The sequence below is a fragment of the Vreelandella aquamarina genome, assembly GCF_900110265.1.
GTDB lineage: Bacteria > Pseudomonadota > Gammaproteobacteria > Pseudomonadales > Halomonadaceae > Vreelandella > Vreelandella aquamarina.
In genome coordinates, this window is record NZ_FODB01000038.1 from 22,886 (window position 1) to 38,176 (window position 15,291).

General features: G+C 57.4%; 10 protein-coding genes. 8 read left to right on the plus strand and 2 right to left on the minus strand.

Annotated elements, in window-relative coordinates; all coding sequences use genetic code 11:
• The first annotated feature begins 38 nt into the window (after window positions 1-38).
• From BMY49_RS11390 to rsd, 7 genes are all read left to right on the plus strand, one after another.
• Window positions 39-1,595, plus strand: coding sequence for a phosphoenolpyruvate carboxykinase (locus tag BMY49_RS11390; protein WP_054645145.1), 1,557 nt, complete (start codon window positions 39-41; stop codon window positions 1,593-1,595).
• 369 nt (window positions 1,596-1,964) lie between these two features.
• Complete coding sequence (gene gdhA / locus BMY49_RS11395) at window positions 1,965-3,317, plus strand: NADP-specific glutamate dehydrogenase (RefSeq protein ID WP_062361754.1); 1,353 nt, start codon at window positions 1,965-1,967, stop codon at window positions 3,315-3,317.
• 104 nt (window positions 3,318-3,421) lie between these two features.
• The gene (gene rnk / locus BMY49_RS11400; RefSeq protein ID WP_054641305.1) at window positions 3,422-3,835 is read left to right on the plus strand and encodes a nucleoside diphosphate kinase regulator; all 414 of its coding nucleotides are present in this window, start codon (window positions 3,422-3,424) and stop codon (window positions 3,833-3,835) included.
• Between the two features lie 127 nt (window positions 3,836-3,962).
• Window positions 3,963-6,317, plus strand: a complete 2,355-nt coding sequence (locus BMY49_RS11405; RefSeq protein ID WP_089675606.1) for a Tex family protein — start codon at window positions 3,963-3,965, stop codon at window positions 6,315-6,317.
• Between the two features lie 142 nt (window positions 6,318-6,459).
• Entirely contained in the window at window positions 6,460-8,100 is a 1,641-nt protein-coding gene (gshA, locus tag BMY49_RS11410) for a glutamate--cysteine ligase (protein WP_044630365.1), read from the plus strand.
• The gene (locus BMY49_RS11415; RefSeq protein ID WP_044630364.1) at window positions 8,097-8,597 is read left to right on the plus strand and encodes a disulfide bond formation protein B; all 501 of its coding nucleotides are present in this window, start codon (window positions 8,097-8,099) and stop codon (window positions 8,595-8,597) included. Before gshA ends, BMY49_RS11415 begins: the two co-directional genes overlap by 4 nt.
• Before the next feature lie 167 nt (window positions 8,598-8,764).
• On the plus strand, window positions 8,765-9,253 hold the full coding sequence (gene rsd / locus BMY49_RS11420) for a sigma D regulator (protein WP_044630363.1): 489 nt from the start codon (window positions 8,765-8,767) through the stop codon (window positions 9,251-9,253).
• A 259-nt stretch (window positions 9,254-9,512) separates the two neighbouring features.
• Here the strand turns inward: rsd and BMY49_RS11425 are convergent, their stop codons facing one another.
• Both BMY49_RS11425 and BMY49_RS11430 read right to left on the minus strand, forming a co-directional pair.
• Window positions 9,513-12,590, minus strand: coding sequence for an efflux RND transporter permease subunit (locus BMY49_RS11425; protein WP_062374995.1), 3,078 nt, complete (start codon window positions 12,588-12,590; stop codon window positions 9,513-9,515).
• Window positions 12,574-13,665, minus strand: a complete 1,092-nt coding sequence (locus tag BMY49_RS11430; RefSeq protein ID WP_044630361.1) for an efflux RND transporter periplasmic adaptor subunit — start codon at window positions 13,663-13,665, stop codon at window positions 12,574-12,576. The genes BMY49_RS11425 and BMY49_RS11430 overlap by 17 nt, the downstream gene beginning before the upstream one ends.
• Before the next feature lie 225 nt (window positions 13,666-13,890).
• On the opposite strand from BMY49_RS11430, the gene BMY49_RS11435 reads away from it, so the two are divergent.
• Window positions 13,891-14,865, plus strand: coding sequence for a malate dehydrogenase (locus tag BMY49_RS11435; RefSeq protein WP_016913321.1), 975 nt, complete (start codon window positions 13,891-13,893; stop codon window positions 14,863-14,865).
• Window positions 14,866-15,291: the final 426 nt, after the last annotated feature.

The following is a 15,291-nucleotide window of genomic DNA, read 5'->3' on the forward strand; positions in this document are numbered from 1 at the left end:
TCGGTGACGCCCGGTAAATTAGAGACCCAGGAATCGACATGACCACGACTCAAGCCGCTCCCCAAGCCCACGTTAATCTCAGCAGCGCCGAACTGATCGAGCGCGCAGTGGCCCGTGGTGAAGGTCGCCTCGCGGCGAACGGAGCCCTGGTAGTCAACACCGGCGTACGCACCGGGCGTTCACCGAAAGACCGTTTTATCGTCGATGAGCCCTCCACCCGTGACAGCATTGATTGGGGCAGCGTTAACCGCCCCTTCGACGCTGAAAAATTCTCAGCTCTTTGGGCGCGGGTTGAAGATCACCTGAGTAACGGCGAGCACTTCATTTCTGAGCTGCACGTGGGCAGCGACGCCACTCACTACCTGCCGGTACGCGTGACCACTGAAACCGCTTGGCAGAACCTATTTGGTCGCACCATGTTTGTACGTCCTCAGGCCTACAACCAAGCCGCTAAAGAAGAGTGGACCATTCTTAACGCCGCAGGCTTCGAGTGTGACCCGAACCGCGACGGCACCAACTCCGATGGCTGCGTCATCATCAACTTTGCCGAGCGTAAAGTGCTGATCGCTGGCATGCGCTACGCCGGCGAAATGAAGAAAGCCATGTTCTCTGTGCAGAACTTCCTGCTGCCCGCTTCCGACGTGCTGCCGATGCACTGCTCGGCTAACGTGGGCGAAGATGGTGAAACCTGCCTGTTCTTCGGCCTCTCTGGCACCGGCAAAACCACGTTGTCTGCTGACCAAGCGCGCTTCCTGATTGGTGATGACGAACACGCTTGGGGCGACGGCATTGTCTTCAACATGGAAGGCGGCTGCTACGCCAAGTGCATCGACCTTTCTGAGAAGAACGAGCCGGTCATCTGGAATGCGATCAAGTTTGGCACCGTGCTGGAAAACGTCGTACTCGACGACCGTCGCGAGCCGGATTACGCCGACGACAGCCTGACTCAGAACTCTCGTGCTGCCTACCCGCTGGAGCACGTTGAGAAGCGCGTTGCAGAAAACCTGGCAGGCGAGCCTAATGCCATCGTCTTCCTGACCTGCGATATGTCCGGTGTGCTGCCGCCGGTCTCCGTGCTGTCGAAAGAAGCGGCGGCTTACCACTTCCTGTCAGGCTACACGGCGAAAGTCGGCTCCACCGAAATGGGTTCTTCCGAAGGCTTGGCGGCGACGTTCTCTACGTGTTTCGGCGCTCCATTCTTCCCGCGTCCGGCCCGTGAGTACGCCGACCTTCTGATCAAGCGCGTTGAGAAGAAAGACGCCCAGGTTTACTTGGTCAACACTGGCTGGACCGGCGGTGCTTACGGTGAAGGCGGTTCACGCTTCTCCATTCCGACCACTCGCGCCATCATCAGCGCGATTCAGTCTGGCATTCTGCGCGATGTAGAAACCAAGCACATTGAAGGCCTAAACCTGGAGGTGCCGGTAGCCGTGCCGGGCGTAGACTCCAGCCTGCTCGACCCTCGCGAGACCTGGGCAGACCGCGACGCTTATGACCGCCACCTGCAAGAGCTGGCCACTAAATTCGTTGAGAACTTCAAGAAGTTTGAAGGCGTTAACGAAGCCATTATCCAGGCAGGCCCACAGCTCACCTAAGGTTTAAAAGGTATCTAAAAAGGTACTTACAAGCGTCGCTGGGAAGAGCTAGCTAGAAAGGGGCAGTGCCACGGCACTGCCCCTTTTTTATTCGCAAAACCGCGTAAACCCTCGCCTGATTGAGGGTGGGTATATAAGTAACAACAGCGCTGCACTCTGCCTTGTTCCTGCGTGAATCGTTTAATTACCATTGATTAGAAATTATAGATGCACCATAAATGAGCAATAAAGCATAGACTTTAGTCTCTATGCAGGCGTTTTTTTGCCATACCAAACCTGCATAGGGTATGCAGGAATTCGTTCCCACAGTTAAATGTGGCTATGCGCTGGCCAGCATAACGATAGTTTTACACGGAACGGTACACTTCCATGCCTTATGTTCACGACACGCTTACGCGACTTGCTAAGAGTAGCCCTGCCCAAACTGAGTTCTATCAAGCGACGGAAGAAGTGCTTGAGTGCCTGCGACCGCTGTTTGAGCGCACACCACACTATCACCAGCACAGTATTATTGAACGGATCGTTGAGCCTGAACGGCAAATTATGTTTCGTGTCAGCTGGCTGGATGACGCTGGCCGCGTCCAGGTGAATAAAGGGTATCGTGTGCAGTTCAACTCCGCACTGGGGCCTTATAAAGGAGGACTGCGCTTTCACCCTAGCGTGACAGCAGGCACCATCAAGTTCCTAGGTTTTGAGCAGATATTCAAAAATGCCCTTACCGGCTTACCTATTGGTGGTGGTAAAGGTGGCTCTGATTTTGATCCAAAAGGTAAGTCGGACAACGAAATCATGCGCTTTTGCCAATCCTTTATGACGGAGCTGTACCGTCATATAGGTCCAAATAGCGACGTTCCTGCCGGGGACATCGGGGTTGGTGCACGCGAAATTGGCTACCTATTTGGCCAGTACAAGCGGTTAACCGGTCGTTATGAAGGGGTCCTGACCGGAAAAGGTTTGTCTTGGGGTGGTTCTTTGGGCCGTAAAGAGGCGACGGGTTATGGCGCGGTGTATTTTGCCCAAAACATGCTGGCAGCTCGTGGTGAAACGCTAGAAGGCAAAACCTGCCTTGTGTCTGGCGCAGGTAATGTCGCGATTTATACCATTGAGAAACTCTATGAACTGGGCGCGCGGCCCATTACCTGCAGTGATTCTCGCGGTACGATCCATGACCCTAGCGGGATTGATCTTGAGCTTTTAAAGCGCTTAAAAGAGGTCGAACGGGTATCGCTAGAGGCGTACTTACGTGAGCGCCCGGAAGCACTATATGTGCCTGCGCATGATTATCCGAGCGATGGTCATGCCGTCTGGCGTATTCAGGGAGATGTCGCCTTTCCCTGTGCCACCCAGAACGAGCTAACGGAATGCGACGCCAAGGTGCTGATTGAAAATGGCGTTCGCTGCATAAGCGAAGGGGCTAATATGCCCTCCACCAAAGCGGCAGTAGAGCACTTTCTTGCCGCTAAATTAGCCTATGGTCCAGGTAAAGCGGCTAATGCAGGTGGCGTGGCCACCAGTCAGTTAGAAATGGCGCAAAATAGCAGTATGGAGCAATGGCCGTTAGCAAAAGTGGATAAAAAGCTACAGCGCATTATGGCGGATATTTATCGGCAGTGTGCTGAGACAGCAAAGGAATTTGGGGAACCAGAGAACTTAGTGCTAGGCGCTAATATTGCCGGTTTCCGCAAAGTGGCGGATGCCATGATTGAGCAGGGTGTCACCTAAGGCTTTAAATCAACGAGTTTGCGTGTAGCAGCAATACGCAGTCCTTTCCCACCCCGGGGAAGGGCTTTTTTGCATTGGTTGGCATGTTCTTAAGGAGAGTGACCATGGGGCAGCGGCCTCCCATTATCATTAATCGGCTGGATGCTGAGCGTCTGCAGCGACTGATTGACCACGCGTCTGAAAAAGATCAAGTGGTGGCAGAACTGCTGGAAGAAGAGTTGTCGCGTGGTGAGGTATTAGACCCACAGGACATACCTGACAATGTGGTAAGCATGAATAGCCAAATCCGCTTCACGGACCTGACGCGTGGCTGTCAGATGGTCAGGACGCTGGTCTACCCTCACGCTTTAGCAAGTGTGGCTGACGGAATTTCTGTCATGGCACCCATTGGAGCGGCGTTAATCGGTTTAAAAGTAGGGGATGAGATTGAGTGGCCGTTGCCTAATAACGCTAATGTAAGACTGCGCATAGACGCTATTTTTTGGCAGCCGGAACGAGAAAAGCAGTTTCACCGCTAGTGTGGTAGGTGAGCTTGGCAGAGGTAGAGGGAAGGTGAAGATAGGGGTAGCGGGCAATCCATGCCAGTCTAGGTGGTTTGTGGTACCTTGTCGGCACCTCGAATGCTGCATGAGTTAGTTGCACGTTATGGATGTCAAACAACGCATTACTGCACGCTTGGCCGAAGAGCTAAGCGTCCGGCCTGAACAAGTCGCCGCAACGGTAGAGCTTCTGGATGGTGGCGCTACCGTTCCTTTTATTGCCCGTTACCGTAAAGAAGTCACTGGCGCGCTGGATGATACGCAGCTTCGCCAGTTGGACGAACGCCTGCGCTACCTGCGCGAGCTTGAAGAGCGTCGTGAAGCGGTACTGGCCGCCATCGATGAGCAGGGTAAGTTAGACCCCGCACTCAAAGCGACCATTCAAGCCGCCGATACCAAGCAGCGTTTGGAAGATTTATACCTCCCCTTCAAGAAAAAGCGCCGCACTAAAGCCCAAATTGCCCGTGAAGCCGGGTTAGAGCCGCTGGCGGATGCGCTGTTAGCGAATCCAACGCTTGACCCCGAAAGCGAAGCCGCTCAATACCTGCGCGAAGCCGAAGGGGATATCCCCGCCATTGAAGATGCCAAGGCGGCGCTGGATGGTGCCAAGCAGATTCTGATGGAGCGCTTTGCCGAAGACCCCGAGCTGATTGGTCAACTGCGGGAGCGGCTATGGCAAGAGGGCGAGCTCAGTGCGCGCGTGCTGGATGGCAAACAGCAGGAGGGCGCGAAGTTCTCCGACTACTTCGAGCACGACGAAAAGCTGGCGAAAGTGCCCTCGCACCGGGCGTTGGCCATGTTCCGTGGCCGCAACGAAGGCATCTTAAGCCTAGCGATCCGTTTGCCGGGCGAAGACGACGCACCCATTCATCCCGCCCAAGTGGCGATTGCCAAGCAAGTAGGCATTAGTGATGAGGGACGCGCGGCGGATAAATGGTTAAGCGAAGTAGTTCGCTGGACCTGGCGCGTGAAGCTTTACACCGCGTTGGAAACCGAACTACTGGGCCGCCTGCGTGAACACGCCGAGCAGACCGCCATCGACGTATTTGCCGCCAACCTGAAAGACCTACTACTGGCAGCGCCTGCCGGGCAGAAAGTCACGTTGGCATTAGACCCCGGCCTGCGCACCGGCTGTAAAGTAGCGGTGATCGACGCCACCGGTCAGTTTATTGACCAAGCAACGATCTACCCCCATGCGCCGCAAAACCACTGGGATGAATCCCTTAACGTGCTGGCCAAGCTAGTAAAACAGCACGGTGTGGAGCTGATCGCGGTAGGTAACGGCACCGCCAGCCGCGAAACCGACAAGCTCGCGGGCGAGCTAGTAAAAGCGCTGGCCCCAGCCCATCGGCTGAGCAAGGTAATGGTATCCGAGGCGGGCGCATCGGTGTATTCGGCATCCGAGTACGCCGCGCGCGAACTCCCGGATCTCGACGTGACGATTCGCGGCGCTGTCTCGATTGCCCGCCGCTTGCAAGACCCCTTGGCCGAGCTGGTGAAGATCGAGCCCAAATCCATTGGTGTGGGCCAGTATCAGCACGATGTTTCCCAAGTGCAGCTCTCTCGCAGCTTGGAAGCCGTGATTGAGGACTGTGTTAACGCCGTGGGCGTGGATCTCAATACCGCGTCCAGCGCGCTGCTTTCCCGTGTGGCAGGCCTAAGCGCCGCTATTGCCGAAAATATCGTCGCTCAGCGCAATCTGCAGGGGGCATTCAAGAGCCGTAAAGAGCTGCTTGAAGTGAGCCGCCTTGGCCCGAAAACCTTCGAGCAGTGCGCAGGCTTTTTGCGTATTAGCAATGCTGAGAACCCGCTGGATGCCAGTGCCGTTCACCCCGAGGCGTATACGCTAGTGGAGCGCATCGCCAAGCAGAATAGCCGTGATGTGAAAGGTTTGATTGGCGACAGCACGACCCTGAAAGCACTCAAGCCCGCCGACTTCGCCGACGAGCGTTTTGGTGTGCCCACCGTGAGCGACATCCTCAAAGAGCTGGATAAGCCCGGCCGCGACCCGCGCCCAGAGTTCAAAGCCGCTGAATTCCGAGAGGGCGTCGAAACCCTCAAAGACCTAAAGCTCGGCATGGTGCTGGAAGGCACCGTCACCAACGTGACCCACTTCGGGGCGTTTGTGGATATCGGCGTTCACCAAGACGGCCTCGTGCATATCTCGGCGCTTTCCGACCGCTTTATTGATGATCCGCGTAGCGTTGTTAAGGCGGGCGATATCGTCACGGTGAAAGTGATGAGCGTGGATATTCCGCGTAAACGGGTAGGGCTATCCATGCGTTTGGGTGACGAGCCGGAACAGCCCGAAGCACCAGGCAGTACTGCCTCGGCAGCGCCGCGCAAACCCACTCGCAGCAGCCGCCAAGGCGGGCAGCGCCAGGGCAATCAGCAGAGCGAACCCCCTGCTGCGATGGGTGCGCTTGGGGCTGCGCTGATGAAAGCCAAGCGGGGCAAATAGTCGCGCGTCTTGAATATTTAACCATTGTCGCCATATCCTGCTCTCTATTCTCGATTAGAAAGCAGGGTAATGGTTATGGCGATGCCAGCTGACTTCAACAAAGCCTGCTTAATGCAGGTCTTACTAACAAGGAGTGTTCACCTTGTCTGAACCTCTCACTGTGCCATCTTCGCTCACCGCCCAGGTAGAGCGGCTGCTGCCAAGCGCGCGACTTGGGCGCTTAGGGCGCTTGCGTCGCGGGCTAGAGAAAGAGGGTCTGCGTGTTGATGCCAACGGCCATATTGCCCAAACGGCTCATCCGCAGGCGCTGGGGTCAAAACTGACTCATCCGCACATCACCACCGATTACTCAGAGGCGCTACTGGAGTACATCACTCCGGTGTACTCCGAGCCTAAAGAGGCGCTGGCGTTTTTATCTGATCTGCACACCTTTACCTATCACCACTTGGAAAACGAGTGGATCTGGCCGGGCAGCATGCCCTCGCGGCTTTCAGGTAACGATAGTGTGCCCATTGCGGATTACGGCAGCTCTAACGTCGGTACCATGAAGCATGTCTACCGTAAGGGTTTAGACGTACGCTATGGCCGTATTATGCAGGCCATCGCGGGCGTGCATTACAACGTGTCGCTGCCGGACGATATGTGGCACGCGCTGCGGGAAATGGAAAAAGCCACCAACATCCCGTTTAACGATTACCGCTCGACCCGCTACTTCGGGATGATTCGCCACTTCCGCCGCCATAGTTGGTTGCTGCTCTACTTGTTTGGCGCGTCTCCTGCGATAGACAAAAGCTTCCTGCCGAATGGCCAAGTGCCGGATAAGCTACAGCCGCTCAGCGACGATACCTATTACGCGCCTTATGCCACTACACTGCGTATGTCGGATCTTGGCTATCAGAACAAAGTGCAGTCGCAGCTTAAAATTTGCTTCAATTCGCTGTCGAACTACGTCAACACGCTGCGCCATGCCATTTCCACCCCCTGGCCGGACTACGAAGCGCTGGGCGTGAGAAACGGCGACGAGTGGCAGCAGCTTAACGCCAATATCCTGCAGATCGAAAACGAGTACTACAGCGATATTCGGCCCAAGCGCGTAGCCAAGCACAACGAAACGCCAAGCCAGGCGTTGGAGGCCCGGGGCGTCGAATACATCGAAGTGCGCTGCCTGGATCTCAATCCGTTCGATCCGTTGGGCGTCACGGAATCCCAGATGCGCTTTGTCGACACCTTCCTGATGTGGTGCCTACTCAGCGACAGCCCCTGGATTTCCGATGAGGAGTGTGACCGCCTAGACGATAATCGTCGGCTGGTCGTAGAGCGCGGCCGCGACCCGGAACTGCGCCTAACTCGCAATGGGGAATCGGTCACGCTGCCTGCTTGGGGCGAGCAAATTTTTGCTGAAATGGCTGAGGTGGCACGCTTGCTGGATGCTGTCGAGGAGGGGGAGCCCCATGCAGCAGCGCTTGAAGCCCTTGCACCACGCTTGAAAGATCCTTCGTTGACCCCCTCGGCGCAAATGCTGGCGCGCTTGCAAGAGGGCAATGGATCACTAAGCGACACGCTACTGAGCATGGCGCAGGCCCAAGCCGATAAGCTAAAAGCCACGCCGATGCTGCGTTCCCGCGAAGCGCTACTCGCTCAACTGATCGACACCTCTCACCAGCAGCAGCGGGATATTGAGGAGGCCGACCAAGAGAGCTTTAGCGAGTTCCTAGAGAGTTATTTCACCAAAGCGCGAGAGTCTCGGGCGCTTTCTGCACTGCCACCCGAGGATGCGCAATGACATCATCAGCCATTCGTCCGACGGCACTCGCCGGTGTCGCGTTTTGCGTTCTGATGATGGCCGTAGCGCTGAGCCTTGAGCATATTGTGGGCTTAGAGCCCTGCCCGCTATGTATTTTTCAGCGAGTAGCGGTTATCGCCGCCGGGCTAGTGCTAGCTGTGGCAGCCATTCACAACCCTAAAGGGGGCGTGGGTAGAGGCATTTATGGCCTGTTAGGGTTAGCTGCCGTGGGCACCGGTGCCTTTATCGCCGGGCGTCATGTATGGCTGCAGGGCTTACCAGCAGATGAGGTGCCTAGCTGTGGCCCAGGGCTGGATTACATGATGGATATCCTGCCTATGCAGGAAGTCGTCGCCATGGTGCTTACCGGCTCTGGGGAGTGCGCTGAGATCGACTTCATGCTGTTGGGGCTGTCACTGCCTGCCTGGACGCTGATCGGTTTTTTGGTGCTGGCCCTGGCGCCGCTGCGTATGCTGTGGCTAGCCATCAAGCGCTAGCCTAGTCGTTAGGCAGCCGATCTATCGACGGCTGTCTAACGCAAGCGTTGACTATCGAAGACGTACTCTCCAGTATCAAGGAAATCATTCCCGCCAGGATTGACAGAGGCAGAAGGAAAAGCGAGTCTAGCCCTGTTCAAGGCGGCTATCTGCAAGGAGAAAGCCCCATGCTCGAAGATTGCAAAAATGCCCTGGAGCGCTGGGGAGGCGTACACAGCTTAATTGATCGCTGGCTTGATCAGCGTCGCGCGCTACTCGTGAGCTTTATTGAACTAAAAGAAGCCTGCGATGCGGAGCTGGAAGCCGTGAGCAAAGCGCGCATTGATACCTTCAGCGAACTGCTGATGGACTATATCAGTGCTGGGCACTTTGAGATTTACCCGCAGCTTGCGGAAGAAGCGAAAGCTTTTAATGACGAAAGCGCGCTTCACATTGCCGCACAACTGCTAGAGCGCCTGGAAATGTCTACTGCCATGGTGCTGGAGTTTGATGAAGACTTCGTATCCCCGGTGCGCTGCCAACAAAACCTAGCGCGGTTACCCGCTTGGATTGACCGTCTCGCCAAAGGGCTCACCGAACGCTTCGCCCTGGAGGAACAGCTCATCGCACGCCTCCATGCAGCCCACAGCCCCCAGCAGATCAAATCTCCCGCTTAATGCCGCGCCCCTGTAGCGCGGCGTAACGAAAGAGCGAGAGCAACGAGCGAAAGAGGCACCCGCGGAGGCGGCGCCAGCCGCCCCGGTAACGCCACCGAACCCAGCACGCTTCCGTACGATAAAACGCCACCACCACCCCCGGCGCCCCCATCGGCAACGCTCTGCGCGTTGCTTCGCGGGTGCGCTCCGCTTACGCCGCGCTACGGGTGCGGCGCCAACGATGCAAATGGGGTTGCCCGTAGCGGGGTGGGGCGCGTTTTCAACCGAGATCTTTCTCCCGCCGTAAGCGGCCGCCAATCACCAGCATGCAGGGGGTGAGCAGCAGGGTGAGGAAGGTGGCGAACGTCAACCCACCGGCAATCGCGCTGGACATTTGTGTCCACCACTGGGCAGACGGGGCGTTGAAACCTAATGCCGGGGCAAACAAATTGACGTTGACGCCCAACACCATCGGCATCAACCCCAGTACGGTCGTAATCGCGGTGAGTAGCACCGGGCGCAGGCGTAAACAGCCTGCTTCCAAGGCCGCTTGAGCGGGGGGCATGCCCTCGGCGCGCAGCTCGTTATAGGTATCGATCAAGACGATATTGTTGTTCACCACGATCCCTGCCAGCGCGATCACCCCCATGCCTACCATCACAATGCCGAACGCTTGGCCGGTGATGAGTAGTCCCATCAATACCCCTGCCGTTGAGAACACAATCGCCGACAGTACCAGCGCGGCTTGGTAGTAGCTATTGAACTGCGTCACCAGAATCAGTGCCATCAAGCCAATCGCAACCAAGAAAGCGCTGACCAGAAACTGCATCGACTCCTGCTGATCCTCTTGCTCACCGGCGACGTTAACCATCAAACCGTCGGGCAGTTGGCCTTGGCCAGCGTCCAATAGAGCGCGCAGCCGCTCATCGGCCAAGAATTCTGGAGCTAAGTCGGCTTCCACCGTAATAGCACGGCGGCCATCGATGCGGTTAAGCGTGCCCACTTTTGGTGCAGGAGTAATCTCCACAAAGTGCGAAATAGGCACCTGCCCGCGAGGGGTATTAATCGTCAAACGCTCAAGCTGGTTCAATGTGCGCCAGTTCTCCGGCAGTCGCACCCGAATATCCACTTCATCGTTCACCGTGGGCGGACGATAAGAGGCGATCTGAAGCCCGGTGGTGAGCAGTTGAACGGCACTGCCGATGGTGGTGATATCGGTTCCCATACGGGCAGCGGCTTCGCGATCCACATGCACCTGCCACTCGACGCCCGGCAGGCTGCGGTTATCCTGAATATCGGTAAAGCCGCCAAGGTTGCGCATCATCGCCGTGATTTGATCAACCCCTGCATCGGCAATGTCCGGGTCGGTAGCACTCACCTCCAGCACAATCGGCTTGCCGCCGCCGGGGCCCATCTCCTGCTCTTGAAACTCCAGGGTAATGCCTGGGATATCCTGGGTGCGCTCAGCCATATCCGCCAGAATGGTGCGAGCAGGACGGCGCTGATACCAGTCGATAAACTGGAACTGAAGCATGCCAATTACATCACTACCCATTTGCTGGTCGGGCACAGCGTAAGAGCGGGCGTAGAGCGCCTCCACTTCCCCCATACCACCCAAGCGCTGCTCCACGCGCTGCAATATCGCGTCAGTTTCTTCCGCCGAAAAATCGCCACGGGCGCGTACTAGTACCTGGGCGCTGTCCGGCTCGACACTGGGAAAAAAGTCTACGCCATGGTTAAAGCGTGCATAGCCGGTGTACAGCAGTGCAATGAGCAGTACGGCAAATAGCAGTACCCAGGCTGGGTGCTGCAGGAGACGGCTCAGTATCCGACGGTAACCGCGGCCTAGCGCCGTGCTTTCGTCTATCGGCCCGTAGCCGCTAGCGTGCGAAGTGCGGGTGAACAACCGGCCCAGCGTAGGCAAGAACACCAGCGCCATGGCCAGCGAGGCCAGCAAGCATAGAATCACCGTGGCGGGCAGGTACTTCATAAATTGGCCCACCACGCCCGGCCAAAACAGCAGCGGGATGAACACGGCGAGTGTCGTTGCCGTAGAGGCGATGACCGGCCAGCTCATGCGTGAGGCGGCATCGAGCCACGCTTGATGCGGCGCTTGGCCGTCGTGCAGATGCCGGTCGGCCAACTCGCTGACGACGATAGCCCCATCCACGAGCATGCCCGCGACCAAAATCAGTGCAAACAGCACGACAATATTGAGCGTAAATCCAAACGCCCACACCAGCAGAATGCCGGTGAGGAACGCTCCTGGAATGGTCAGCCCTACCAGCAGTGCCATCCGCCAGCCCATCACGGCCACCACTACGATGAGTACCAGCACAACGGCGGTTAACACGTTATTCAGCAGCTCCGAGAGCATGTTCTGCACGGTAACCGACTCATCCAGAATAGTGGTTATCCGTAGCTGTTCGGGCAGCAGGTCTTCCGCGAGTGCCAACTGCTCTCGCACTGCTTCAATGGTCGCGATGATGTTGGCCCCAGCGCGTTTGGAGATTTCCAGCACCACGGCGGGCTGGCCATCAATACGGGCAAATCCTTCGGCCTCTTTGTAGGTGGGGTGAATCCAGGCCACATCGCCAAAGGTGACCACTTGATCTCCTTCTACTTTCACCGGCATGTTCATCACGTCGTTTAACGACTCAATAATGCCGGGAACCTTTAACGCTAAACGCCCCGCGCCCGTATCCAGACTGCCTGCGGCGACCAAGCGGTTATTGCGTGATATCTGATTGAACAGGGTGTCGAAATCAACGCCGTAGCTCTCCAGCACCAGCGGGTCGACGACGATCTCCAACAGGTCCTCCCGTTCGCCAGCAATCTCTACCTCGAGCACATCGGCGATGCCTTCGATTTCCTCTTTCAAGCGCCGGGCAATCGTCATCCGCTCCCGGGTATCCAGATCGCCGGAGAGGCCGATACTCAGAACGGGAAACTCGGAGACGTTAACTTCCATCACCCGTGGCTCTTCCGCTTCATCGGGCAGGCTGCTGCGGGCAATATCGACGCGCTCGCGCACATCGGCCAGCGCGGTGTCTGGGTCAAAACCAGGGTCGAACTCAAGCGTCACCGAACCGTGCCCTTCACTGGACTGAGCGGTGAATTTACGCAGCCCCTCGATGCCACGCAGCTCCTGCTCCATGGGGCGGACCAGTAGACGCTCGCCATCTTCGGGGCTGACGCCCTCCAGCGCGAGAGATACGTAGATAATCGGGATCGTCACGTCGGGGTTGGCTTCTTTGGGAATCGCCTGCCATGCGGCCGTGCCCGCCAGTAGCAGCCCTACCAGTAGCAGCAGTGTGGTACGGGTATGGGTGAGGGCGGCATTAATTAACTGGCGCATGTCCACCTTCCTGGGCAGGCACGGGGGTTACTGCTTCGCCGGGGCGGACCAAGCCAGCCCCTAACGTAATGAGGGTGACCGGGTCGGGCAGGCCGCTGACATAGGCGCGCTGGGTATCGGCGCTAACTAGCTCGACGGCGGTTTGCACGACACGATCCTCGTCATCCAAGTGCTTGATGGCTAACTGGCCGCGCTCGTCAAGGCTGAATAACGCAGGCGAAAGGGTGTGCACTTGGCGGGGTGGCAATGTGATCGTGAACTCTGCACTGCCTCCCGCTAAGCGCAGGCGCTCGGGGTTGTCGAGTGCTACTTCGATATAGAACGTACGGGTCGCTTCTTCTGCACGGCTGCTGATATAGCTCACTTCGCCAGCGAGCGATCCACCGTTAAGTAGACGGGCCGTCACGGGTAACCCCACGCTTAAAGCACCTATCTGCTGCTGTGACACCCAGGCGGTACCGGTTAGGCGGCGATCATCAATCAAGCGTGCCCACTCTTCGCCTGGCTGGAGTAGGTCGCCAAGCTCTACCTGTATTCGGTCGAGGGTGCCGTCAAATGGGGCAGTGGGCCGGGTGTCTTGCAGCTGTTTCTCTAGCTGCGCCACCTGCGCCGCGCTGGCGCTGAGCGCGCTTTGCAGGCGCAGCAGCTCCGGCTGGGAAATTAGCTCACGACGGCGCAGGCTCTGGGCACCGGCGTACTCGGCTTCGGCCAGCGCTAGTTCATCTCTGGCCTGCCGCAAGCGTTCGGGCAGGGCATCGTTATCCAGCACTAGTAGCGTTTCGCCCTGGCGCACGCTCTCTCCTTGCTTGACCGGCTTCTCTGCGACGTAACCCGCGACGTTGGCACGCAGCACTGTCTCACGCTCAGCGGTGAGCTGGCCCTGTAGCACCTGCTGGGGAATATACGGCGTGCTCTGCTGAGTGCTTACCTCGACGCGGGGGAGGGCCTCGGCTTGCTCTGCTGTGCTTTCAGGAGGTGAAGATTGAAACTGCTGAAAATCGCCAACGGCCAGCCATACCACTAACGCCAGCACCAGCAGGCTAGCCAGCGCGTAAGAGGGGGGAATTCGTCGCATGGAAAGTCACTGTTCCAAGGGAATGACAAAATAGATAGCGCGGTAAGGATGGTACCGCAGCCCGTCACACCATAGCGTAACTGGCCGTTTTCAGCGAGTATCAAGCCCGCGTGCAAATGGGTAGTCGTCTCATGTCTGATTGAGTTTTTGAGCGTCTGGGCATACCATCATGGCGCTATTCTTTACCAGGCGAACCTCCATTAGGCGAACCATCAAGGAGCAATGATGAAAGATCCAGTACGTATTGCGATTACCGGCGGTGCCGGCCAGATCAGCTACTCTCTTATTTTCCGTATTGCCGCTGGCGACATGCTAGGGCCGGATCAGCCTGTCATTCTCCAGCTTCTCGAAATTCCTCAAGCGATGGACGCGCTGAACGGCGTCGTGATGGAAGTTAACGACTGTGCGTTCCCGCTGGTGCAAGACATCGTTGCCACCGACGACCCGAACGTTGCCTTTAAAGATGCTGACTTCGCTCTGCTGGTAGGTGCACGTCCGCGTGGCCCGGGTATGGAGCGTAAAGATCTGCTGGAAGCCAACGCCGCGATCTTCTCTGTACAGGGTAAAGCACTGAACGACCATGCTAGCCGTGATGTGAAAGTGCTGGTCGTCGGCAACCCGGCCAACACCAACGCGCTGATTGCTTCCTGCAACGCGCCGGATCTGGACGCTGGTCAGTTCACTGCCATGACGCGTCTGGACCACAACCGCGCGCTGACCCAGCTGGCTCAGAAAACTGGCAAGCACGTCACTGACGTCGAAAACATGATCATCTGGGGCAACCATAGTGCCACCCAGTACCCGGATCTGGCCCAGTGCAAAGTCGACGGCAAAGCCGCTTTCGATCTGGTCGAGCGTGACTGGTACGAAAACGACTTCATCCCGACTGTACAGCAGCGCGGTGCCGCCATCATCAAAGCGCGCGGTGCTTCCTCTGCCGCTTCTGCTGCGTCATCTGCCATCGACCACATGCGCGATTGGGCGCTGGGTTGCGACGGCATCGTCAGCATGGCGATTCCCTCCGACGGCAGCTACGGCATTGCCGAAGGCATCATCTACTCCTACCCGGTGCGCTGCCAGGGTGGCAAATATGAAATCGTCCAAGGCTTCGAACTGGACGCGTTCAGCAAAGAGAAGATGCAAGCCACCGAAAAAGAACTGCGTGAAGAGCGCGCTGCCGTTGAGCACCTGCTCGGCTAAACGCGCCTGCTAAGCGCTTTTTATAAGCGCTTAGTCACGCAAAACCCCGCAAGATTTCTTGCGGGGTTTTTTTGTTGTGCGCCAGGCATGGCGCGCAGCGCCTTGACTGGCGCTATTCCTGAGGGTGGTGCCTCACAGGATGACTTGGGGGTGAAAGTCCCCTACGGACCCTGATAGCGGGAACCGTTAGCTGAACAGCAAGGGTGTCTGCCGCAAGGCAGAATCCGAAGGAAGCTGAAGGCAAACTCCCGGCCCGACGAACAGAAATCGCATACGAGGCTATCGCACCCGGGCGAGAGTGCAATGATCCTCAAAGCCCCATAGCTATCCGGAAGGGGCGATAGTAAATGCGGCGGGTAGGTGGGAGGAAGGTCGCGCGTCTTACCCTGGGAGGTCTGGTGGTCTGCCACGGTGCTACCGGCGTCG

What these genes read in the sequence shown, in the direction of transcription:
- BMY49_RS11430 (WP_044630361.1), bottom strand. Translation starts at nt 13,665, where the DNA reads ATGCGACGAATTCCCCCCTCTTACGCGCTGGCTAGCCTGCTGGTGCTG.
- BMY49_RS11435 (WP_016913321.1), top strand. Translation starts at nt 13,891, where the DNA reads ATGAAAGATCCAGTACGTATTGCGATTACCGGCGGTGCCGGCCAGATC.
- BMY49_RS11405 (WP_089675606.1), top strand. Translation starts at nt 3,963, where the DNA reads ATGGATGTCAAACAACGCATTACTGCACGCTTGGCCGAAGAGCTAAGC.
- BMY49_RS11415 (WP_044630364.1), top strand. Translation starts at nt 8,097, where the DNA reads ATGACATCATCAGCCATTCGTCCGACGGCACTCGCCGGTGTCGCGTTT.
- BMY49_RS11390 (WP_054645145.1), top strand. Translation starts at nt 39, where the DNA reads ATGACCACGACTCAAGCCGCTCCCCAAGCCCACGTTAATCTCAGCAGC.
- rsd (WP_044630363.1), top strand. Translation starts at nt 8,765, where the DNA reads ATGCTCGAAGATTGCAAAAATGCCCTGGAGCGCTGGGGAGGCGTACAC.
- BMY49_RS11425 (WP_062374995.1), bottom strand. Translation starts at nt 12,590, where the DNA reads ATGCGCCAGTTAATTAATGCCGCCCTCACCCATACCCGTACCACACTG.
- rnk (WP_054641305.1), top strand. Translation starts at nt 3,422, where the DNA reads ATGGGGCAGCGGCCTCCCATTATCATTAATCGGCTGGATGCTGAGCGT.
- gdhA (WP_062361754.1), top strand. Translation starts at nt 1,965, where the DNA reads ATGCCTTATGTTCACGACACGCTTACGCGACTTGCTAAGAGTAGCCCT.